Annotated in this window: 22 protein-coding genes and 1 pseudogene; 16 read left to right on the top strand and 7 right to left on the bottom strand. The window is 66.3% G+C overall.

All coding sequences use genetic code 11. From position 1 onward, the window contains the following. Nucleotides 1-118 precede the first annotated feature (118 nt). From CXY78_RS18280 to CXY78_RS18225, 10 genes are all read left to right on the top strand, one after another. Nucleotides 119-370 carry a type II toxin-antitoxin system Phd/YefM family antitoxin gene (locus tag CXY78_RS18280; protein ID WP_092339622.1) on the top strand — a complete coding sequence of 84 codons (252 nt, stop codon included), beginning with the start codon at nt 119-121 and terminating at the stop codon, nt 368-370. Then, entirely contained in the window at nt 367-627 is a 261-nt protein-coding gene (locus CXY78_RS18275) for a Txe/YoeB family addiction module toxin (RefSeq protein WP_092339621.1), read from the top strand. Before CXY78_RS18280 ends, CXY78_RS18275 begins: the two co-directional genes overlap by 4 nt. 993 nt (nt 628-1,620) lie before the next feature. Beyond that, a complete protein-coding gene (locus tag CXY78_RS18260) occupies nt 1,621-1,878 on the top strand; it encodes a ribbon-helix-helix protein, CopG family (protein ID WP_158253344.1) in 258 nt (85 codons plus the stop codon). Beyond that, on the top strand, nt 1,875-2,138 hold the full coding sequence (locus CXY78_RS18255) for a type II toxin-antitoxin system RelE/ParE family toxin (protein ID WP_092339619.1): 264 nt from the start codon (nt 1,875-1,877) through the stop codon (nt 2,136-2,138). The genes CXY78_RS18260 and CXY78_RS18255 overlap by 4 nt, the downstream gene beginning before the upstream one ends. A 299-nt stretch (nt 2,139-2,437) precedes the next feature. Then, on the top strand, nt 2,438-2,695 hold the full coding sequence (locus CXY78_RS18250; RefSeq protein WP_369827352.1) for a hypothetical protein: 258 nt from the start codon (nt 2,438-2,440) through the stop codon (nt 2,693-2,695). A 130-nt stretch (nt 2,696-2,825) separates the two neighbouring features. Next, complete coding sequence (locus tag CXY78_RS18245) at nt 2,826-4,007, top strand: MalY/PatB family protein (protein WP_104091001.1); 1,182 nt, start codon at nt 2,826-2,828, stop codon at nt 4,005-4,007. A 56-nt stretch (nt 4,008-4,063) separates the two neighbouring features. Beyond that, a complete protein-coding gene (locus CXY78_RS18240; RefSeq protein ID WP_092339617.1) occupies nt 4,064-5,431 on the top strand; it encodes an O-acetylhomoserine aminocarboxypropyltransferase/cysteine synthase family protein in 1,368 nt (455 codons plus the stop codon). Nucleotides 5,432-5,451: 20 nt separating this feature from the next. Further along, a complete protein-coding gene (locus CXY78_RS18235) occupies nt 5,452-6,033 on the top strand; it encodes a hypothetical protein (protein WP_104090566.1) in 582 nt (193 codons plus the stop codon). Next, nucleotides 6,033-7,985: an ATP-binding cassette domain-containing protein gene (locus CXY78_RS18230; protein WP_104090565.1), complete on the top strand. Its 1,953-nt coding sequence runs from the start codon at nt 6,033-6,035 to the stop codon at nt 7,983-7,985. Before CXY78_RS18235 ends, CXY78_RS18230 begins: the two co-directional genes overlap by 1 nt. Then, entirely contained in the window at nt 7,982-8,809 is an 828-nt protein-coding gene (locus tag CXY78_RS18225) for an ECF transporter S component (protein ID WP_092339614.1), read from the top strand. The genes CXY78_RS18230 and CXY78_RS18225 overlap by 4 nt, the downstream gene beginning before the upstream one ends. Before the next feature lie 237 nt (nt 8,810-9,046). On the opposite strand, the gene CXY78_RS21115 is transcribed toward CXY78_RS18225, so the two are convergent. The 3 genes from CXY78_RS21115 to CXY78_RS18210 form a co-directional block, all read right to left on the bottom strand. Beyond that, entirely contained in the window at nt 9,047-9,223 is a 177-nt protein-coding gene (locus CXY78_RS21115) for a hypothetical protein (RefSeq protein ID WP_158252869.1), read from the bottom strand. 111 nt (nt 9,224-9,334) lie between these two features. Then, complete coding sequence (gene metH, locus CXY78_RS18215) at nt 9,335-12,964, bottom strand: methionine synthase (RefSeq protein ID WP_104090563.1); 3,630 nt, start codon at nt 12,962-12,964, stop codon at nt 9,335-9,337. Nucleotides 12,965-13,017: 53 nt separating this feature from the next. Beyond that, complete coding sequence (locus CXY78_RS18210) at nt 13,018-13,422, bottom strand: hypothetical protein (RefSeq protein WP_158253343.1); 405 nt, start codon at nt 13,420-13,422, stop codon at nt 13,018-13,020. Nucleotides 13,423-13,806: 384 nt separating this feature from the next. Here CXY78_RS18210 and CXY78_RS18205 point away from each other — a divergent pair, with 384 nt between their 5' ends. The 3 genes from CXY78_RS18205 to CXY78_RS18195 are packed head-to-tail and all read left to right on the top strand — an operon-like array spanning nt 13,807 to nt 15,757. Further along, nucleotides 13,807-14,301 carry a hypothetical protein gene (locus CXY78_RS18205; protein WP_104090562.1) on the top strand — a complete coding sequence of 165 codons (495 nt, stop codon included), beginning with the start codon at nt 13,807-13,809 and terminating at the stop codon, nt 14,299-14,301. Then, nucleotides 14,301-15,317, top strand: coding sequence for a DUF6545 domain-containing protein (locus CXY78_RS18200; RefSeq protein WP_104090560.1), 1,017 nt, complete (start codon nt 14,301-14,303; stop codon nt 15,315-15,317). Before CXY78_RS18205 ends, CXY78_RS18200 begins: the two co-directional genes overlap by 1 nt. 23 nt (nt 15,318-15,340) lie before the next feature. Continuing rightward, complete coding sequence (locus tag CXY78_RS18195; protein ID WP_233197494.1) at nt 15,341-15,757, top strand: hypothetical protein; 417 nt, start codon at nt 15,341-15,343, stop codon at nt 15,755-15,757. A 43-nt stretch (nt 15,758-15,800) separates the two neighbouring features. On the opposite strand, the gene CXY78_RS18190 is transcribed toward CXY78_RS18195, so the two are convergent. Next, nucleotides 15,801-16,127 carry an antibiotic biosynthesis monooxygenase gene (locus CXY78_RS18190; RefSeq protein WP_092339607.1) on the bottom strand — a complete coding sequence of 109 codons (327 nt, stop codon included), beginning with the start codon at nt 16,125-16,127 and terminating at the stop codon, nt 15,801-15,803. Between the two features lie 145 nt (nt 16,128-16,272). Here CXY78_RS18190 and CXY78_RS18185 point away from each other — a divergent pair, with 145 nt between their 5' ends. Next, on the top strand, nt 16,273-16,935 hold the full coding sequence (locus tag CXY78_RS18185; RefSeq protein WP_104090558.1) for a histidine phosphatase family protein: 663 nt from the start codon (nt 16,273-16,275) through the stop codon (nt 16,933-16,935). On the opposite strand, the gene CXY78_RS18180 is transcribed toward CXY78_RS18185, so the two are convergent. The 3 genes from CXY78_RS18180 to CXY78_RS18170 all read right to left on the bottom strand — a co-directional run bounded on the left by CXY78_RS18180 (nt 16,892) and on the right by CXY78_RS18170 (nt 18,805). Beyond that, on the bottom strand, nt 16,892-17,263 hold the full coding sequence (locus CXY78_RS18180) for an MmcQ/YjbR family DNA-binding protein (RefSeq protein ID WP_104090556.1): 372 nt from the start codon (nt 17,261-17,263) through the stop codon (nt 16,892-16,894). The genes CXY78_RS18185 and CXY78_RS18180 overlap by 44 nt on opposite strands. A 9-nt stretch (nt 17,264-17,272) precedes the next feature. Next, nucleotides 17,273-18,271 (bottom strand): LLM class flavin-dependent oxidoreductase, encoded by a 999-nt coding sequence (locus tag CXY78_RS18175; RefSeq protein ID WP_104090554.1) that lies wholly within the window; start codon nt 18,269-18,271, stop codon nt 17,273-17,275. 63 nt (nt 18,272-18,334) lie between these two features. Beyond that, on the bottom strand, nt 18,335-18,805 hold the full coding sequence (locus CXY78_RS18170; protein ID WP_158253342.1) for an isoprenylcysteine carboxylmethyltransferase family protein: 471 nt from the start codon (nt 18,803-18,805) through the stop codon (nt 18,335-18,337). A 285-nt stretch (nt 18,806-19,090) separates the two neighbouring features. Here CXY78_RS18170 and CXY78_RS18165 point away from each other — a divergent pair, with 285 nt between their 5' ends. Both CXY78_RS18165 and CXY78_RS18160 read left to right on the top strand, forming a co-directional pair. Continuing rightward, nucleotides 19,091-19,285: a hypothetical protein gene (locus CXY78_RS18165; RefSeq protein WP_104090551.1), complete on the top strand. Its 195-nt coding sequence runs from the start codon at nt 19,091-19,093 to the stop codon at nt 19,283-19,285. 466 nt (nt 19,286-19,751) lie between these two features. Beyond that, a pseudogene (locus CXY78_RS18160) lies at nt 19,752-20,609 on the top strand (hypothetical protein); the annotation flags it as partial.

Genomic DNA, 20,609 nt, shown 5'->3' with positions numbered 1-20,609 from the left:
GGCAGGAAGACTATGCGTGCGCAGTGCACGAGGCGCTTTCCCGGTCACGCCTTGCAAAGCGCGCCCTCCACCACACCTTTAGTGGTACGCTATCAAGTACAACTCACAGGAGGCGATCATGTCGGCGATCACCGCGAGCGAAGCACGCAAGAGTCTGTTCGGGCTCATCCAACAGGTCAACGACGACCACACCGCTATCGAGGTCGTATCCCGGCACGGAAACGCGGTCATCCTGTCGAAGGAGGACTACGACGCGATGACCGAGACGGCCTACCTGCTGCGGAACCCCGCGAACGCCGAGCGGTTGCTCGCGGCGATAGAGCGGGCCCGGCGCGGCGAGTTCGAGCAGCACGACCTCCTGGACGCGTGACGCGGACGATCGCCTTCGACCCCAATGGGTGGGAGGATTACGTCTACTGGCAGACCCAGGACCGCAAGACTCTCAAACGCATCAACCAGCTGATCACCAACGCGCTGCGCGATCCGTTCGCTGGTATCGGCAAACCCGAGCCCCTCAGGCACATCCTCTCCGGCGCGTGGTCCCGCCGCATCGACGACACGAACCGCCTCGTCTACTACGTCACGGACGACCACATCGTCATCCTGCAAGCCCGAGAACACTACTGACCCGAGATCCGCACTGCCCGCATAGGGTTCCTGCTACGGACGCTTGGAATCTTTAGGTCCTCCAGGCGTCAGAGTTAGCGCGCCGATCGTCGACGTCACGAGCGTTCGTGCCGATTCTTCGTCCATGGGGTCGTAAAGAAGCTGGGAGGCAAGCCCCGCAGCGAAAGCAAGCACAGCGCGGGCGAGCTGAGTGGCGTCTCGCGCACGAGCGATTCTGGGAGGGCGAACAATTGCGAGCCTTTCTGAGGGACCCCGAATTTCGTCGTGGATGACAACACGCTCGTGGTGCTTGAGCGGTTCAGAGTCGTCGACTGATCCCCGCAGAGCGCCCCGCGATGGGAAGAATCCGGTCGTCCTTCATCTGCACTGCGCTAAGGATCTATCCAGTGATTACTGGAAGTCTTCGTGCCTCTTGCTGACGTAGTGATGCGTGTGAATGAAATTCGGTCGTCATTTCTGTTGGCCGCTCGCGCTGCCGTCGAACTACTCGCGGAAGAGCCGACGACGAAAGCGTAGAATCTGCCATCCGTTCTTGAGGGGATGAGCGTCGGCGTATTGGCTGCGCACCGCCCCGGTGAGAAACTGCTGCTGGACGAATATCTGGCGACTCGCTTCGTTGAGTTGCCTGTGCACAGTGAGGACCTCAGTTTGAGTGCGGGTTCGACGGCGGAGGCGCCTCTAGCTGCTATTACCCGCGCCGTCGACGTGCTCGTGGCGGCCGCGCGTGAGCGTCATGGAGACAGGGAGGTCCTCCATGCACTCAGCCGCCGAGAACGAGATGAACGTTCAGCACTTCGCGTCCTATAGCCGTCCATCGGCACAGACTTCGCTGCCCGTTTAGGGTTCGAAGCGAGCCAACAGCGGCAAGGTGCTCCGGATGGGCCGCCCAGCAGCGATTCCGCATTAAACAGGCGAAGTACGCGAATATCGCACATGCATGTAAACATCGTTTACAACGAGTACATGAGTGATTCAGCGCCACTGGGACGCCCCATGTCAGTACGGCTTCCTGACGACCTGCGCGCGCGCGTCGAAGCGCTCGCCAAAGCGACCCGGCGAAGCCAGGGCGATGTTGTGCGCGAAGTATTGGAGCGCGACCTGGCGGAGTTGGAATGGGAGCACGGCATCATCGCCCGCGCTGCGGATCTTCGCTCGGGTCGGGTGCAGGCCGTGCCGCTAGCCGTCGTCGAGCGCGAGCTGGGGCTCAGCGATGCCCCGGTCGATGCCAGCATCCTGGATAAGATCGAGTGAGTTTGGAAGTTGACCTGTCACCCGACGCGGCGAAGTGGCTTCGGAAAGCTGATCCACAGACCGCTCACCGTATAAGCGCCGCACTTCGAGCAATCGCGACACTCGATCATCCCCGGGATCAAGGCAAAGCCCTCACCGGAATTCTCTCAGGTCTGTGGCGGTATCGCGTCGGAGACTATCGCGTTGTATGCGACCTCCAAGACGCACGCCTGATCGTTTTGGTGATCGACATTGATCACCGCAACAGCATCTATGAATGACCGAAGATCGCTGGCTTGCGGGCGCTCTCGGGTGCGTCGCGCCGCCCGCCATGGCAGTATTTCGGGAGCCTGAAGGCGTCCGTCAGGGGGTGATAACGCCCGTGACCGGGGCTGATACCCGGTTCCGCGCTCGCGCGCTGCGGATGAATTCCCGAGTCAACCCCGGAGGTGGACGTGATGACTTCGCACGTGGTCAAACCGCTGACTCCCGAGACCTTTTCGGCGTGGCTGGCGCTCGCGCAGAAGCACAACGGGGTCTGGGGCGGGTGCTACTGCACGTATTTCCACGGCGACACGGAGTGCACCGTCAAGAGCGAGTACGACGGGCCGATGTTCAAGCAGAGACTCGTGGCGGAGGCCTCGCCCACGCCGCTCTCGTCTTCGACGGCGACGCGGCGATCGCGTGGTGCGAGTTTGGCAGCCCAGTTGAACTGCCGCGCATCTACCACCGCAAGGGCACAAGGGCCATGTTCGAGAAAGCGGGATTCACGTTCGAGCGTCACATCGGCAAGAGCAAGACCGTGATGCGCAAGACGATCCCGCCGGCCCGCGGCTAACGCCGGGTGCGCGAACTCATGTAAACAACACCCGTGACCGCTGCGACCGGCAAGCCGGCGACATCCGCTCATGTGTCGAATGTTTACGTGCCTGTTCGCTTATTCGCGCTCGCGGCCACAAGCTGTGGTCATGTCAGTCATCAAGGTCGCACCGCTGGAGCATATCCGGCGCGAGCGCAGCAGCATCAAGTGGACTCGGTTTCCCGCCGACGTACTTCCCTTGTTTGTTGCCGAGATGGATTACCCCCTGGCGCCGGAGATCATCGCGACCCTAGTCGAGCGGGTGCAGGCGTCGGATACCGGCTACCTGGACGGCCCCGGCCCGCTCGCCCCGGCCTTCGCCACGTTCGCCCGTGACCGGTGGGGCTGGGTCGTCGACCCGAGCCACGTGCACCTCGCTACCGATGTGAGCGTCGGCATCGTCGAAGCGCTGCGCCTGGCCGTACCACCCGGTGGGCGGGTGGCGATCACGCCGCCGGTCTATCCGCCGTTCTACGAACTCGTCGAAGAGGCCCTGGCTACCGTCATCGAGACCCCGCTGATCGAGCACGGTGACACCTGGCTGTTCGACTTCGCCGCCCTGGAGCGCAGTTTCGCGTTCGGCATCGATGCCTTCCTGCTCTGCAACCCGCACAACCCACACGGGATCGTCTGGGCCCCGGGCACCCTCGAAGAACTCGCCCAACTCGCGGCCCGCTACGACGTCTTCGTGATCTCCGATGAGATCCACGCGCCGCTCACCTACCCCGGCGCTACCTTCACTCCGTTCGCGCCGGTCGCCCTCGCCGCCGGCGCCCGCGCGGTCACCGTGACCAGCGCGAGCAAAGGCTGGAACATCGCCGGGCTCAAGTGCGCCATCGTGGTCGCGGCCGATGACGCGACCAACGAGCTGCTCGGCCGCCTGCCCGAAGAGGTCGCCTGTCGCACCAGCATCCTCGGCCTGCACGCGAACATCGCCGCGTTCGGTTGTACCGACTGGCTCGACAATGCCATCGATCAAATTGTCGCCAACGATCTGCTGCTGTCTGAACTGCTCCGCGAACACCTGCCCGCCGTGGTCTATCACCGGCCGCGCGCCAGCTATCTTGCCTGGATGGATCTTCGCCATGTCGGTCTCGGCGACAACCCGTACCAGCGCATTCTCGACGATGCCCGCGTCGCTCTCAATAGCGGTGAGTCCTTCGGGCTCGGCGGCCAGGGCTTCGCGCGGCTCAACCTGGCTTGCTCGCCCGACACCCTGCGCGAGGCCGTCGCCCGCATCGCGGCACTCGTGGCGCGGGTGGCCGCCGACCCCACGGTCACGGCCGCCTGATGGCGCCGACAACGGATGCCCCGCTCCAGTTCCACACCGACGCAACAGGAAGTTCCATGGCCACGCCAGCACCAGCATCCGCTTCGCTACTGAACTCCGACGCCACCGAGGTCGTGGAGCCGATCACCGACTGGGATGGCTTCAGCTTCGACACCCGCCAGGTGCACGTCGGCGAATACGCCGACGCGAACTGTGGTGCCCGCATTCCGCCGCTCACCCTGAGCGCCGGGTACGTCTTCGACAGCTTCGACGACGGGGCCGCCCGGTTCAACGGGGGTTCGCGGGAGCCTATCTACTCTCGGCAGGGCAACCCCACCAACGCGGTCGCCGAGCAGCGCCTTGCGTCGCTCGAGGGCGGCACTGCCTGTGTCGCCGTGTCGAGCGGGCAGGCCGCGATCAGTTCGGCCCTGTTCGCCCTCGCTGAAGCGGGCGAGCACATCGTCTCGACCGCGAGCATCTACGGCGGCACCCGCATTCTGCTCGGCCGCAGCTTTCGCCGCATGGGCATCGAGGTCGACTACGTCTGGGACACCGATTCCGACGCCGCCTGGGACGCCGTGATTCGCCCGGAAACCAAGGCCATCTTCACCGAGACCATCCCGAACCCGCGCAACGACGTCGTCGACATCGCTCGCATCGCCGCCGTCGCCCGCCGCCACGGCATTCCGCTCGTCGTTGACAACACCGTGGCCACGCCGTACCTGATTCGTCCGTTCGAGCACGGCGCCGACATCGTCGTGCACTCGACCACCAAGTTCCTCAGCGGCCACGGCGCCGGGGTGTCGGGCGCGATCGTCGACGGCGGCACCTTCGACTGGGCGGCGAGCTCGCGTCGCTACCCGCTGCTGACCGACTCTCTGCGCCCCGGCCTGCCCTCCCTGCTCGACCGGTTCGGTCCGGCCGCCTTCGCCCAGTATGTGCGCGAGGCCGTCGTGAACGATGTCGGGCCGTCGCTCTCGCCGTTCAACGGATTTTTGCTGCACCAGGGCATCGAAACCCTGTCGCTGCGCATGGAACGCCACGTCGACAACTCCATCGCCATCGCGCACTGGCTAGAGGAACAGCCCGAGGTGGAGGTCGTCGACTACGCCGGCCTGTCGAGCAGCCCACTGCACGAAATCGCGCAGAAGTATTACAACGGCCGCACCGGGTCTGTCTTCGCCGTCACCGTCAAGGGCGGCATCGAGGGTGCCCGAGCCTTCACCAACGGCCTGCGCGTGTTCAGCCGCATGACCGGAATCGGCGACACCCGCTCGATGGTGCTGCACCCGCTCACCACCACCCACGCCTCGTTCGCCCCCGACCTCAACGCCCGCCTCGGCATCACCGCCGGAATGTTGCGCCTGTCGGTGGGCATCGAAGCACTCGATGACCTTCTGCTCGACCTCCGCGGCGGGCTCGACCGAGTCGCCGGCATCCTCTAAACGCTAGGTATTCTGAAGTAATGATCCTCACCGCACCGCCTGTCACCGCGCCCACTCGAACCTTTGCCGCGCTGGGCGCGCTCGTTCTGCTCGCCGCCCTGAGCGGATGCGCCACCACCGATTCCGGCTCCGGCTCGGGCTCGGGCGCATCCGCTGCCGCCACCGCCACCGCACCGGCCGAAGCGGATGTCTCTGCCTCCGAGTGTGCCGGGGTCAACGTCGTCGTCGATTTCGGCACGCTCGACGCCGACACGGTCACGGATTGTGTCGACGCGACAGCGGCTATCGCCGCCAGCGCGGCACTCACGACGACCGGCATCACTACCGAGGGCAGTGTGGAATACGGCGACGCCATCGTCTGCCGCGTCAATGACCGCCCGGCCGCGGACGAAACCGTCGTGGTCGACGGGCAGGAGTCGTTCACCGAGACCTGCGCGTCGATGCCGCCCGCCTACGCCTACTGGGCTCTCTGGGTGAAAGCCACCCCCGACGCCGACTGGGACTACGCCATGGAGGGTCTCGGCACGCTCGAGGTCGAGCCCGGCCAGTCCCTCGGCCTCGTGTACACCACTGGCACCGAGACGCCCACGCCCGGCAGCTAGTGTTTCGCCGGCGCCTCGCCCCGCTCCGCGCGGCAGTCGTGCTCGCTGTCGGCTTCGTGCTGCTGCGAGTCGTCTACCGGGTGGTGTTCGGCGGCGCCGACGTTGGCCTCGACCCGGTGCTTCTGGATCTTCCGCGGCTGCGGCTCGACGGACCGTTCAGCCACATGACGCTGTTCGGCCCGATCACCCTGCTCGGACTCGGTAACGCCGCGCTCAGCGCGCTGCCGGTCGCGGCCGTCATCGTGTTCTTCGGCCTGCTCAACGCCGTCATCAACGTGCAGTCCCTGTTCGCGCGCGGTGCGGGCCGAGGGCCGCTGCGCGCTATTTCGCGCTCCCTCGTGATCGCTTGGGCCACCTTTCCAGCGCTCCTGGAGTCGGTGCGGCGGGTTCGGGTGGCCCGTGCCCTGCGCGGTGAACGGTCGATCGCGTCGCTGCTCGTGCCCGTGTTCGAGCAGACCATCGAGCGGGCCCTCGCACTGGCCGCGTCGATGGAGACGCGCGGTTTCGCGGCGACCCGCGCTGTCCCCGGCGTGTGCGAGGCACCCGTGGTGCTCACCGGTGCCGGTTTGAGTTTCGGAGCCGGCTGGCACCTCGACGACCTCAACGTGACCCTGGAACCCGGCACCCTGACCGTGATCGTCGGCGCGACCGGGTCCGGCAAAACCAGCCTGCTTCACAGCCTCAGCGGGCTGTTCCAGCATTTCTACGACGGAGTCCAGACCGGGCGCATCGACATTGCCGGAGCCGACCGCGCCTCGACTCCCCCACGCGACACCGCCGGATTCGTCGGACTCGTCGCCCAGAATGTGCGGCTCGGGTTCGCGGCCGAAACGGTGCACGACGAGATCGGGTTCACCCTCGCGGTGCGAGGCGTGGCCCCGCCCATCGTGCACGCCCGCGTGCTCGAGGTCGCCGCCCGGCTGAAAATCGAGCACCTCATATCTCGCCCGATCGAGCAGCTCTCGGCCGGAGAGGCCAGCCTCGTCGCCATTGCCGCCGCCCTGGTGAACCACCCCATCTTGCTGCTCGTCGATGAGCCGCTCGCCGACCTCGACCAGTCCGCGCGCGCGCGCGTCTGCACGGTACTCGGCCAGCTCGCCCACGAGGCTGGTGTGTGCGTCGTTCTCGCCGAACACAACACCCACGAATTCGCCGGAACAGCGGATTCCTGGCTGCAGATTCGAGGCAGCCGCCTGCACCAGCTCTCCCCCGCCGAGTTCCAGTTCGCGGACGTCCTCGAGATTCCTGCACTGAAGCCGATCGCGACCCTACCTGCAGTGCCGTTGGCGAGCATCCGTCGTCTCAGCGTTCGGCACGCCGCCGATCTGGCCGTCGACGACGTATCGTTCGAGGTGCGAGCTGGCGAACTCATCGCGCTGCGCGGCAGCAACGGTGCCGGCAAGAGCAGCCTGCTGCGCGCGATCGCGCTGCCGACGGCTGCCGACACCGTGATTGTCGCCGGGCACGATGTCCAGACCCTCAAACGGCGCGGGCGGCGTCGGGCTGTGGCGCTCGTGCCCGAGAACTTCGACGACCTGTTGTTCGCGATCACGGTGGCAGAGGAATGCCGGCGGGCCGACCGTGGTCTTCAGCTCCCAAAGTTCGCAGGCACCGCAACGCTGTTCGCGCAGCTGCTCGGCTTCGACGCCACAACGGATGCCGCGCACCTGCTCGAGCGTCACCCGCGCGACCTCTCCGCCGGCGAACGACTCTGCCTCGTGATCGCAATTCAGCTCGCGGCCCGGCCGGCCCTACTGCTCGTCGACGAACCCACCCGCGGACTCGACCAGGCGGCGCGTGCCCTGGTCAGCGCGGCGCTCCTCACGGCCGCCGGTCACAGCGCCGCGGTCATCTTCGCCACCCACGACAATAACTTTGCGCGGGGTCTCGCCACGCGAACCCTACGCATGGCGGCGGCCCGGCTATCCGCGCCGATCGAGGTGCTCACGTGACGGTTATTGTCAGCGCGCGCCGCAGCATCCGCTGGAAGTCGTGGATTCTCGGTGGCGGTAACACTCTCGCGGCAGCCGCTTTCGCCTGGCCGTTCTTCGTCGGGGCGGTGCCGGCCGACGCGCAAATGGCGGTGCCGATCGTGGCGTTCGCGCTCATACCGGCGCTCATCGTGGCCCTCGCGCTCACCCTCGACCGGGAGATGTACACGGCGAAAACAGTGGCGCTGCTCGGTGTGCTCTCGGCAGTCGGTGCCGCGGTGCGCATCGCGGGTGCCGGTGTCGGCGGGGTCGAGGCGGTGTTCGTGCTGCTGATTCTGGCCGGACGGGTCTACGGCGCCCGGTTCGGTTTTCTGCTCGGACTGCTCACCATCGCGGTGTCCTCCCTGCTCTGGGGTGGTTTCGGGCCGTGGACTCCGTTCCAAATGTTTGCCTGCGGCTGGGTCGGAGCGGGTGCTGGGCTGCTGCAGCGCTGGCCGAAAGCGACTCCGCCGACCGAACCCGCGCGGCGTGCAACCGCGCAGCGCTGGCGTGCGAGCCTCGAAATCGCCCTGCTGGCCGCCTACGGCGTGGTCGCCTCGTACCTCTTCGGGCTTCTGATGAACCTCTGGTTCTGGCCGTTCGCCGTGGGCAGCGGCACCGGAATCTCCTATGAAGCCGCCGCCGACCCCGGCCAGAACCTTGCCTCGTTCGCGCTCTACTCGCTCGTCACGTCGACCCTCACCTGGGACACCGTGCGCGCCATCACCACGGTCGTCGGCATCGCCCTCGTCGGCCCTGCCGTACTCGCGGCCCTGCGTCGTGCCCGTCTGAACCCCCGCCGCTGACCGCACCCGTTTTCACGCTTCGCGGGACTTGCGCAGCTGCGCGGGAGGCGCAACTCGCGCGCACGAGCGCAGCTCCCGCGCGACGAGTTACGCTGGAGCTCCGGCCAGAACCTATCTCCCGCGTACTGGCGCAAGTCCCGCGTAACGTATGCCTTCGAGGCCACCCCGCCGCCGTAACTCCCGCGCACCGGCGCAGCTCCCGCGCGACGTACGGGAGCTGCGCGGCCCGACGCGCGCCTACGCGAGGGCGACGCGGCCGCGGCCCACGGCCGGGCAGCTCTCGAGGCGGCGCTGGGCGGCGCTGAGGGCGTCGAGAAGGCCTTTCGCGGGCGCCCAAGTTTGGCGAGTGAACAGAAAGCTCGTGGGTACCAGTCGCCCAAACGAACCTTTCGCCTGACGGAAGAACTCGACCATCAGCTCGCGACCTTTGTCACGGCGGCGCAGCGACCGCAAAGCGACATCATGCGGGACGCCCTCTCGGAGTACTTCGAGCGCCACGCGGGGTGATTCGGGAGGAACGACCCGTTACACCGAGAAGTACTTCGCTTCCGGGTGGTGGAACACGAACGCGTCGGTCGACTGCTCCGGGTGCAGCTGCAGCTCCTCCGACAAGACGACGCCCATGCGCTCCGGTTTCAGCAGCTCAACAACCTTGCGGCGGTCCTCCATCTCGGGGCAGGCCGGGTAGCCGAGCGAGAAGCGGGCGCCGCGATACTCCAGCTTGAACATGCCGGCGATATCGGTCGGGTCTTCGCCGCCCACACCGAATTCCGAGCGGATGCGCGAGTGCCAGTACTCGGCCAGCGCCTCGGTCAGCTGCATGGTCAGCCCATTGAGTTCCATGTAGTCGCGGTACTGGTTCGCAGCGAACATCTTGGCCGTCACCGAGTCCACGTTCGAGCCGGCCGTGACCAGCTGGAGGGCCACGACATCCATTTGGCCGGTGTCCCTGGAGCGCACGAAGTCGGCCAGGCACAGGTGCTTGTCACGGCGCTGCCTCGGGAAATTGAAGCGCAGGCGGTCGGTGCCGAGCACGCCGCCGGAACCGCCGTCGGGCGCGAGAAGTCCGGCCTGGCCCACCAGCCCGGTGGGGTCGTCGCCGTGGTGCAGCACGACCATGTCGTCACCCTCGGCGACGACCGGAAAGTAGCCGTAGGCCACGGAAGCGTCGAGCATGCCCTCGCTCAGGATGCGATCGAGCCAGTAGCGCAGGCGCGGCCGGCCGACGGTGTCGACCAGTTCCTGGTAGCTGGCGCCGTCTTCGGCGCGGCTCGGTTTGAGCCCCCACTGGCCCATGAAGGTGGCGCGTTCATCGAGAAAGGCCGAGAAATCGGCGAGAGCGACGCCCTTGACGATGCGGGTACCCCAGAACGGCGGCACCGGAATGGGGTTGTCGGCAGCGACCTCGGAGCGGGCGGGCATCTCCTCCGGCTCGGTCAGGGTGAGCAGGCTCTTCTTGTGGATGCGCTTCTTGAGCGGCGGCAGCCCGACGGACAAGGGGTCGGCGCCTCGGGAGATGGCCACGAGCGGTTCCATCAGGGCGAGGCCCTCGAAGGCATCGCGGGCGTAGCGCACCTGTCCGGCGAAGACGCTGTCGAGATCGTCCTCCACGTAGGAGCGGGTGAGGGCGGCGCCGCCGAGCAAAATCGGCCACTTATCGGCGAGCCCGCGGGACTCGAGTTCGAGCAGGTTCTCCTTCATCACGACCGTGGATTTCACGAGGAGGCCGCTCATACCGATGACGTCAGCATTGTTCTCTTCGGCGACGCGAATAAATTCAGCGATCGATTGTTTGATGCCAATGTTGATCACGTCGTAGCCGTTGTTGGTGAGGATGATGTCGACCAGGTTCTTACCGATATCGTGCACGTCGCCGCGAACTGTGCCGAGCACGATCGTGCCCTTGCCGGCCGCTTCGGATTTCTCCATGTGCGGCTCCAGCAGCGCGACCGCGGCCTTCATGACCTCGGCGGACTGCAGGACGAACGGCAGCTGCATCTCGCCGCTGCCGAAGCGGGCGCCGACGACCTGCATGCCCACCAGCAGGTGCACGTTGACGATGTCGAGGGCGCTCAGGCCCCCGGCCCGGGCGAGGTCGAGGTCGGCTTCGAGGCCCTTGGCCTCGCCGTCGATGATGCGGCGCTCGAGCCGTTCGCCCACCGGCAGGGCGGCCAGTTCGGCGGCACGTTCGTCCTTCAATGCGGCGGAGTCGACGCCGGCGAACAGGTCGAGCAGGGCCACCAGAGGGTCATAGGTGAGGGTGCCTTCGGCGTCGTATTCGCGGCGGTCCCAGACCAGGTCGAGGGCCACCTTGCGGCGGTCATCGGGCACCGAGGCGAGCGGCACGATCTTGGCCGAGTTGACAATGGCGGAGTCGAGGCCGGCCGCGGTCGCCTCGTGCAGGAACACCGAGTTGAGCACCGAGCGAGCCGCCGGGTTGAGCCCGAACGACACGTTCGAGACGCCGAGGGTGGTGTGGATGCCGGGGTACTTCGCCTTGATCTGGCGGATCGCCTCGATGGTTTCGATGCCGTCGCGACGGGTTTCCTCCTGGCCGGTCGCGATCGGAAAGGTGAGGGCGTCGACGATGATGTCCTCGACCCGCATGCCCCACACGTTGACGAGCGTCTCGACCAGCCGGGTGGCGATGCGCACCTTGTGCTCGGCGGTGCGGGCCTGGCCCTCTTCGTCGATGGTGAGGGCGATCACGGCGGCGCCGTGCTCCTTCACGAGCGGCATGATGCGGCCGAACCGCGAGGTCGGCCCCTCGCCGTCTTCGAAGTTGACCGAGTTCACCACCGGGCGGCCACCGATGAGCTCCATGCCGGCCTGCAGCACGGCCGGCTCGGTGGAGTCCACGACGAGCGGCAGGGTCGACGCGCTCGCGAGCCGGGAGACGACCTGCTTCATGTCGGCGACGCCGTCACGGCCGACGTAGTCGATGCAGACGTCGAGCAGGTGGGCGCCGTCCCGCACCTGGCTGCGGGCGATGTCGACGCAGTCGTCCCAGTTCTCGGCGAGCATCGCATCCCGAAAGGCTCGGGAGCCGTTGGCGTTGGTGCGCTCCCCGATGGCCAGAAAGGCACTGTCCTGGTCAAAACTGACGTGCTGGTACAGGCTGGCGACGCCGGGATCCGCTTCGAGCGTGCGCGGCTTCACTGTGACGCCGCGCAACCGCTCAACCACCTTGCGCATGTGTGCGGGAGTCGTGCCGCAGCATCCGCCGACCAGCCCCAGCCCGAACTCCTTCACGAACTGTTCGTGCGCCGTGGCGAGCTGGTCGGGGGTCAGCGGGTAGCTCGCGCCGGTCTTGGTGAGCTGGGGCAGACCGGCGTTCGGCATACAGATCACGGGTACGCGCGAGAACTTCGAGAGGTGGCGCAGGTGCTCGCTCATCTCGGTGGGCCCGGTGGCACAGTTCAGGCCGATCGCGTCTATACCGAGCGGTTCGAGCGCGGTCAGCGCCGCGCCGATCTCGCTGCCCATCAGCATGGTTCCCGTGGTTTCCACCGTCACCTCGACGAAAATCGGCAAGCGGATGCCGGTCTCGCTTACGGCCTGCTTGCATCCGTTCACCGCGCTTTTTGTCTGCAGCAGGTCCTGCGAGGTCTCGATCAGGAAGGCGTCAGCGCCGCCGCGAATAAGGCCGAGCGCCTGCTCGGCGAAGGTGGCCTTGAGGTTTGAGTAAGTGGTGTGGCCGAGGCTGGGCAGCTTGGTTCCGGGGCCCATCGAGCCGAGCACCCAGCGCACGCGGCCGTCGCGGGCTTCGAACATCTCGGCACTGGTGCGGGCGATCTCGGCGCCGAGCCGGGCGAGTTCCTCGATGCGGTCTTCGATGCCGTAGTCGGAGAGGTTCGACCAGTTGGCGCCGAAGGTGTTGGTCTCGATGGCGTCGATGCCGGTCTCGAGATAGACGTCGTGGATGGCCGCGATGATGTCGGGGCGGCTCACATTGAGGATCTCGTTGCAGCCCTCGAGCTGCTGGTAGTCGTCGAGGGTGGGGTTGTGCTCCTGCAGCATGGTGCCCATGGCGCCGTCGGCGATAACGACACTTGACCTGACGGCGTTCAACAGGGCCTGCGATCGGGCTGGGCGCGCCTGGGCGACGGAAGTTTCGGTGTCAGTCGTTCGCTCGGGCTCTCGGTCGGTGTTCATTGGATCAGCCTAACGGCGGCCCCGAACGGTGCGCGGCCCCGAAGTAACGTTTCTTAGCGTGCGCGCCCACGAGTACGGTGCGCCCCGCCGGGTTCCCCGGTCACGATCCACCCGGTCTCGAATCGTGCTGCCGCACGCGGAGCTTGCACGGGGAGCAAGCCCCGCCGGTTCTGCTCGAGGGTAGCTGCGTCGATGGCTTTGGCCTCGTTTCGATTGCACACCCATACCCGAATCGTGGGGAGGGTTTCTTCCGATGGGTCAGGAATAGAACAGACCTGCACCACCACGCTGTTTCCGGCATCAATGATTTTCAGTGCCGCACGCACAGTAGCCAGGTTCGCGATGGTCACGGTTCCGAGGGCGTCCCTGGATATTTCCGTGCTCGTTCGTGCGTTGTGCCAGCTGTCGAAGGTGAGGATGACGCGCGGGCTGACCCCCGCTGGAACCAAGCCAAGCAACCACGACTGCACGAGACGGTCGGATCGGGCTCCAGAGTGAGATCTTTGGGAACGTAGCCAGAGGTCGAACACGCCGGTTCCCCCATGACGGAACGGCTTGGCTTGGGAAATCTGCCGCTCGGCGCCCCCAATAAGAGGGCGCCGATCGCGCAAATTCCACGTGGAGCGCAGTGCCCGCTCGACCGTTGGCCGCCTATACCACGTGTTAGACACCGATATCAGAGCCCCCGCATTGCCGCCATTGTCGAGCGATGCCATTGCTGATCCTCCCCCACAGACCCCCGTTAGACATGTCTATCGTAACCCATTGGAGGGCCGCGGCGCGCGCCGAGGCTGGCCGCACCCGGCGAAGGGTAGGCTGGTTGGGCAAACAGGGGGCATCCGATGAACTACGAGTCGCGACAGAAGCGGGCGCACACGATGGTGTCCGACCTTGGTTTGCCCCGGCCGCTCACGGCCGAATTGTTGCACCGGCACATGGAAACAGTGCGCGGAAAAAAAATCGTGGTGCAGAGGGCGACTCCGCGCATGCTCGAGGCCGGTCTCTGCGGGCTATGGATTGCCGTATCGGGCGAGAATTTTGAACGGATCTACCACGCGCCGACCTCCTCTATGGTGCACCGGCAGCAGTTCATCAATCACGAATTCGGCCATATGATTCTGAACCAGGAACAGGAGTTGCTGTCCGCAGACCGAATCGCCCTGCTGGCGCCGCTCATTCCCCTTGACGCAATCGTCCACGCACTGGCCCGCAGCCGATTCACCGATGAGCAGGAGGCACTGGCGGAGGCCATCGGCGATCGGCTGGCGCTCATCATGCTGCACGATGGGCCGTTGGCCGCCCACGGCACCTTAACCGGATTCGGACGAGTTCTCTGATGCAAACAGTTCTCTTCATCCTGTCAGCCGTCTTTTGGGTCGCCGCGGCGGTGTGCGTGCCGTCGGCCATTCGGGGACGCCGACGGCCACTCCTGCTGTTTCTCGCGGTCTTCGCTCTGACCATGACGCTTATGCCCCAGCCGGTGTACCGTCCGGTCGATGCGCTGCTCGGGAACGGCAATGTGACCTATTTCATCTTCCACGCTCTGACGATCGTTGCCATTGCTCTGCTCGACGTCATCGTGCAGGAAGCCATGTCGCCGCGCGGCCTCACCCGGGCGCGCAAGCGTGCGACCTCCCTGGTCACCAGCGGGATCATCGTCGCGCAGGCCATCTTGTTCTTCGGAAGCGATTGGCGGGTGACCGACGATATCGCCGCCTCGTTCATTCCTCGCTGGGATTTCACCGCGTACGCGGCCACGACCTGGATCGCGATGGGAATCTTTGCGGTGTCCTTCGCTATAGCCTGCCTGGCTGACCTGCGGCGGCAACGCCGCCCGGTCACGCTGATCTCACTGAGCTTGGTGCTACTCGCCTGCCTGGGCGTTCTCACCTACGCGGTCATCAGCCTGACCAGTGCCGTGCTTGCCGTTTTTTACGCGGACTATCTCCTGGTCGGCTGGGCGCGTACTGCCTACACGCTGACCCTGCTGCTTTCCCCCATCAGTCTCGTCATCGGCCTCGGGTTGACGGCGGCCGTCGATGCGCTGGCCGCCGGCCGAGAGAACTACCGCGACCGCGTGCTGCTCTGGCGCATCACACCGCTGTGGCGGCGGCTTTTGAGCGACACTCCGCACCTCAGCATCGAGCGGCAGCTCTCACCGCGGCAGCTGCTCACGGTCAGTGGACCCGGTGCGCACCTGTATCGACGACACGTCGAGATTCGCGACAGCCTGCTGCTTCGCCCCGAGCAGGCCGTCACCCCGGCCGAGCTGGCCATTATCGAACTGGCCGAACAGCGAACCCAGGTGGGTCTGCCAGCGACCCCCGCCGCCCTCGTCGGGCCGACACGATGAGCGCGCCGCAGAATTGTGGGGACGTGAGCCCGCAGCTGGAGCTGGCGCGCAAACTCAACCTGCTGCTCGATGTCGTCGTGGCCGAGGGCAATACCCCGTACACCTTCCGCCAAATCGAGGCGGGACTGAAGGAACGCGGACTCACGCTCTCCCGGGCACGCTGGGCCTACATGATCACCGGCGACGGCCCCCTCGTCACCGATCCGGCGCTCCTAACCGGCATCGCCGAGTTCTTCCGCATCCCTCCGGAATACATGCTCGGCGCCGCCGGCGACCTGCCCGACCGGGTCGACGCCCAGCTCGAATTTGTCAAGAGCCTGCGCGTTGCCCGAGTCGTGAGCTTTGCGGCGCGGATGCTCGGCGACGTTTCCCCCGAAACCCTGCGGTCGATCACCAAACTGCTTCAAGAGGACGGCGCCGAGGCAGGCCCGCCCGCGTAGGGCGGCAGGACCGCCTTCGCGGGAAGCCGGCAGCCCGGATGCTTTAGCTGGCGGTCCCGCCGGCGATCGCATAGGACCACAGCTCACTGCTCACACCGACGGGGCGCGCTTTCGGCTCGCCCTCCTTCGGGGTTTCGCTGCGGTGGCCGTGGGCAAAGGACGGGGAGGTCAGCCAGGCCTGGAACGACTCCTCGTCGGCCCAGCGCGTGACGACGAGCCAGGTCAGGCGGTCGTCGGTCGGCTTGAGCAGCTCGAAACCCTCGAAACCGGGGCGGTCGTCGACGGCCCCGGCGCGGGCCGCGAAGCGTTGGGCGAGTTCGTCGCCGCCGTCGCTCGGTACGGTGATGGCATTGATCTTGATGATCGTCATAAAACTGCTTCCTATTCGAACGCTCGAAGGTATTTCCTCCATGCTGCCACTCTCCGCTGCGAGACCGCGCCGTATCGCCCCGTGCCGCAGCCGTCGGCGCATCCGTCTCCCACCGCCCAGCAAGGTTCCCTATGCTGGAACAGACATGCGACTACTCCTGATCCGCCACGGCCAGACTCCCGGCAACGTTCTCGGACGCCTCGATACCGAGCGTCCCGGCCCGGGTTTGACCGATCTCGGCCTGCGCCAGGCCGCCGCGATACCCGATGCCCTGCGCTCCGACCCGATCGACGCCATTTTTGTGTCGACGCTGCTGCGCACGCATCTGACCGCGCATCCGCTCGCCGCCGATCGCGGCCTCGAGCTGCAGGTCGCGTCCGGACTACACGAGATCGAAGCCGGGTCGCTCGAGGGGCTGCGCGATCGGGCATCCGTTCGCACCTATCTGGAAACCGCGGTGGCCTGGGGCTCCGGCGACCTCGACAAGCGGATGCCGGGCGCTCACGACGGTCACGACTTCTTCCGTCGGTTCGACACCGACATCGCGCGGGCCGCTGCCGGTTCTGAGGTCGCCGCGGTGTTCAGCCACGGCGCCGCCATTCGCGTGTGGACCGCAGCCCGCGCGCAGAACGTGCCCGCGACGTTCGCGGGCGAAAACGAGCTCGACAACACCGGTGTTGTCGAGCTGACCGGCTCGCCCGAAGAAGGCTGGACCCTGCTGTCCTGGGCCGGCCTGCCCGTGGGCGGCATGGCACTGGCCGACCTCAGCGCTGCCGATCCCCTGGGCGAGCCGCTGTCTGAGGCGTGAGGCGGCGCCGCACGAGCGCGTGGCTGTCGCGCAGCAGCTGCTCCACGAGCTCGGCGGGCACGTGGCCGTCCAGCACGATCGTGATCCAGTGCTTCTTGTTGAGGTGGTATCCCGGGGTGATCCACTGCGGAAACTCTTCACGGAGCGCCCGGCTCTCCTCCGGATCAACTTTGAGCGAGACCGTGAACGGCTCGCCACCGAGGGCGGAGAGCGCGAAGATCTTGCCGTTGCCGCTGGTCTTGAACACGCTCGTCTCCTCGCCGAACGGAAAGGTCTCGATCGCCTGGGGCAGGCTCAGGCAGAGATCGACGAGCGTGTCCGGAGTCATGCTAGAAACCTACGCCGATACGAGATTCATGGCATCGGCGGTCAATTCGACCGAACGCAGGCGGCCCTCGATGAGCGGCGACTGGTGCGCGAGAATGAGCTCGTCAGCTCCGGTTCCCTCGGCGAATTCCTCGAGATAGGCGCGTACCTCGTCGGCGGTGCCGACCGCTGAATACCGCATCATGTTGGCGATATTGCGGCCCTCCGGCGTGGTCAGGAACAGGTCGATCTGGTCGTCGCTGTACTCAGGCGTCGCCGGCCCGCGGGAGAGCATGCCGCGCACCCTGGTGCGGCGGGTCGTCTCGAACTGGGCCACGGCATCCGCTTTATCGTCGGCCGCGATCACGTTGGCGGCAACGATGAGGTGCGGCGTGGCAAGCTGCTCCGACGGCGTGAAATCGCGGCGGTAGAGCGCGATGGCGTCGTGCAGCGCATCGGGTGCGAAGTGTGACGCGAAGGCGTAGGGCAAACCGAGGGCGGCGGCCAGACCTGCGCCGAACAGTGAGGATCCGAGAATGTACAGCGGCACGTTGGTGCCGGCACCGGGAACCGCCTGCACGCCGGGCACGATCGATTGGCCGCGCAGGTAGGCCTGCAGTTCCATGACGTCCTGCGGAAACTGGTCGGAGGCGCGCGGGTCGCGGCGCATCGCTCTGGCGGTGTTCTGATCGCTGCCGGGGGCCCGGCCGAGGCCGAGGTCGATGCGGTCAGGGTAGAGCTCGGCGAGCGTGCCGTACTGCTCGGCGATCACGAGCGGGGAGTGGTTGGGCAGCATGACGCCGCCGGATCCCAGCCGAATGGTGCTGGTCTGCCCGGCGACGTGGCCGATCAGGATGCTCGTCGCCGACGATCCGATGGTCGGCATGTTGTGGTGCTCGGCATACCAGACGCGCTCGTACCCGTGTTTTTCGGCCCTCTGGGCGAGCGCGACACTCGCCGCGAAGCTCTCCCGAGCGGTCTGCCCGGGGGCAATCGGAGCGAGATCAAGAATGGAGAGCGGAATGGTCATACTGGGGCCAACACTCGGGCGGCAAAATCGTTACCCGACACCCGAAACCAGCATGAAAGGGCATCAGCCGCGCTCGGCCAGCCGACCGATGCCCGGAAAGAATCGCCCGACCCGCGCGCCGTAAGAGAGGTAATCGGGGTGCTCGGCCACGAGCATCCGCTCTTCCCACCGCGTCTTCGCTGAAAGCAGGCCGACCAGGGCGAGCCACGCCACGACGTGCCAAGCGGATGCCCCCACCAGCACGAGTGCGACACCGCCGGTCATGAGTCCCGCGTAAATCGGGCTGCGCATGAGCCCATAGACACCTCCGGTGACCAGCGGGGCGTCCTCCCGCGGAATCGGACTCGCGGTCAACGCTGGCCCCAGGCCGACGACGCCGAGCACCGCGAGGGCGGCGCCGACCAGACCGAACGTGATGGCCGCCACGATGATGCCGATGGCGGGCGACCACAGCGAGCCATGGGGCAGAAAGGCCAGAGCCCCCAGCAGCAGAAATTGCACGGTGACCAGGCTCAGCGCGAGCGCACGTTTCATAATTCGAGGGTACGCCCGGGCGGCGAGCCGGCCGATCGACGTTAACTCCAGATCACCACCGTGTAACGAAATGAAACATTTTCGCTTTCTTGCAGACAATCCGCACCGCGGCGACTTACCCTCGAACGCAGAGACCGGCTCCGCCGATGCTGCCGGAGAGTGACATCGGGCCTCAGATCGGGTCGTGTACTGCACGATCGGTTCGAGGCAAGCGCTGTGATCCGGCATCTGCATTCGCCGGGACACCTCACCTCGGGGTGCCTCCGCTGAACTGGAACTTCAACCATGACTGACGACAAACTCCTCCTTGAAATCGACTACACCGGCTACGACAACTCGTGCCGCGACCCGCACATCACGCCGGCCGAGGACCTGGTCGAGTGTCGTCGCCGGCGCGGCCACGATGACAACATGCACGGCACCCGGTCCGGCGTACGCGCCATCCGCTGGCAGGCAGGAGCCGCTCCCCTGGCCGCGTAGCTCACCGTGGTGCGCTCACCCCCGGACGGCGCGGTGGATGCCGCCTCGCTGGGATGGTCATTGTGTGCGTGGCTGTGTCGACGGCTCGCCAGGGGCAGACGCTGCGCCTGCGTCTCGCCGGGGGCCACCGTGCCTGCAGTCGAGGCCTAGGCCCGGAACGAGGGCAAGATTTGGATGCTGCGCCCAGCGAAGATGGGTTCAGCATCACAGATCGCCGCGTGCATCGATCAAAAGGAGCCCTGACGTGTACGTTTCGTGACAGGAATCCGCTGTTGAATTCGATATTATCCCGTCGTAAAGGCAAACCGTCACGCGACTAGTACACCCCGAACGGCTTGCAAACAAGCATTCTGGGGTACCGAGGCTAAAGCTATCCGCGTCGACCTTCCAAATTGCTTCCAGAAATGTTTCTGAGATTCTATCGTTTTTGTGTTCGATTTGCGGTAGAATGGGTGTCAAGGAGGCAATGGCGCCCATGTTCATGGAAAACCCGAACGAGGCCAGTTCGAACCCGGTCATTGTGGCGGTGGAGCAGGCCCGGGAGATTCTGTTGGCGGCACTGGGCGGGGTGTCGTTCGGGCTGCTGGGTGATGAAGAATCACTGACCCTGCTGCTGGCGGTGGAGAGCGTGGGCCGGGTGGTCGACGGGGCCCGGGTGCTCTCCACGTCGGATGTGCTGCGCCGCTCCGAATACTTTGATGCTGCCGCAGCGAAAGCCGCCGCCCAGGCTGCTGTTGATCAGAGCGCCGCCGCCGCGCAGAATGCCGCCCGGGAGAATGCTGGTTCGGGCAAGGCTGGTTCGGGCAAGGCTGCTGCGGAATCCGTGATCCCGGAGGGTGCTGCGGCTGATGCGGCTTCTCCGAGCGTGGCGCGTGCGGCGGCGTCTCTGGCTGCGCCGACGCTGGCCCGGCGGCTCGGCTGCCGCAGCGGCGTCGAGCTGGTCTGCACCCTCGCCCGCCTCTCTCGCTCCGAAGTACGTCAGCGGGCCGTGCTCGGTGAGAAGGCTGGGCAGCGGATGCTGCTCGGCCGCCCGCTGGCCCCCACCTACCCGGTGCTCGGGGAGGCCCTGCAGGGCGGGGAGCTCGGCCTGGAACAGTCCCGGGTGATCGTGCAGGTGCTCGACGGCCTGCGCTCCTCCGTGCTGGTGGAAGACCTCGACCGGGTCGAACGCTCTCTGGTGGCCAGCGGCTCCGGGGCGATCATCCCCGAAACCGAGGGGCTCCCCGGTGCCGGCATCGCGTTTGCGCCGGAGTTGCTGCGGCAACAGGGCATCCAGTGGAAAGCACGCCTCGCCCCCGACGGCAGCGCGCCCGGCGAGGCCCCG

Origin of the sequence: Cryobacterium sp. N19 (assembly GCF_002929595.1) — a bacterium.
Lineage (GTDB): Bacteria > Actinomycetota > Actinomycetes > Actinomycetales > Microbacteriaceae > Cryobacterium > Cryobacterium flavum.
The sequence above is the reverse complement of the archived record's forward strand: the minus strand, read 5'-3'. Positions and strand labels throughout refer to the sequence as shown.

What these genes read in the sequence shown, in the direction of transcription:
- CXY78_RS18280 (WP_092339622.1), top strand. Translation starts at nt 119, where the DNA reads ATGTCGGCGATCACCGCGAGCGAAGCACGCAAGAGTCTGTTCGGGCTC.
- CXY78_RS18235 (WP_104090566.1), top strand. Translation starts at nt 5,452, where the DNA reads ATGATCCTCACCGCACCGCCTGTCACCGCGCCCACTCGAACCTTTGCC.
- CXY78_RS18190 (WP_092339607.1), bottom strand. Translation starts at nt 16,127, where the DNA reads ATGACGATCATCAAGATCAATGCCATCACCGTACCGAGCGACGGCGGC.
- CXY78_RS18180 (WP_104090556.1), bottom strand. Translation starts at nt 17,263, where the DNA reads ATGACTCCGGACACGCTCGTCGATCTCTGCCTGAGCCTGCCCCAGGCG.
- CXY78_RS18240 (WP_092339617.1), top strand. Translation starts at nt 4,064, where the DNA reads ATGGCCACGCCAGCACCAGCATCCGCTTCGCTACTGAACTCCGACGCC.
- CXY78_RS18165 (WP_104090551.1), top strand. Translation starts at nt 19,091, where the DNA reads ATGACTGACGACAAACTCCTCCTTGAAATCGACTACACCGGCTACGAC.
- CXY78_RS18170 (WP_158253342.1), bottom strand. Translation starts at nt 18,805, where the DNA reads ATGAAACGTGCGCTCGCGCTGAGCCTGGTCACCGTGCAATTTCTGCTG.
- metH (WP_104090563.1), bottom strand. Translation starts at nt 12,964, where the DNA reads ATGAACACCGACCGAGAGCCCGAGCGAACGACTGACACCGAAACTTCC.
- CXY78_RS18245 (WP_104091001.1), top strand. Translation starts at nt 2,826, where the DNA reads ATGTCAGTCATCAAGGTCGCACCGCTGGAGCATATCCGGCGCGAGCGC.
- CXY78_RS18185 (WP_104090558.1), top strand. Translation starts at nt 16,273, where the DNA reads ATGCGACTACTCCTGATCCGCCACGGCCAGACTCCCGGCAACGTTCTC.
- CXY78_RS18200 (WP_104090560.1), top strand. Translation starts at nt 14,301, where the DNA reads ATGCAAACAGTTCTCTTCATCCTGTCAGCCGTCTTTTGGGTCGCCGCG.
- CXY78_RS21115 (WP_158252869.1), bottom strand. Translation starts at nt 9,223, where the DNA reads ATGGTCGAGTTCTTCCGTCAGGCGAAAGGTTCGTTTGGGCGACTGGTA.
- CXY78_RS18205 (WP_104090562.1), top strand. Translation starts at nt 13,807, where the DNA reads ATGAACTACGAGTCGCGACAGAAGCGGGCGCACACGATGGTGTCCGAC.
- CXY78_RS18260 (WP_158253344.1), top strand. Translation starts at nt 1,621, where the DNA reads ATGTCAGTACGGCTTCCTGACGACCTGCGCGCGCGCGTCGAAGCGCTC.
- CXY78_RS18175 (WP_104090554.1), bottom strand. Translation starts at nt 18,271, where the DNA reads ATGACCATTCCGCTCTCCATTCTTGATCTCGCTCCGATTGCCCCCGGG.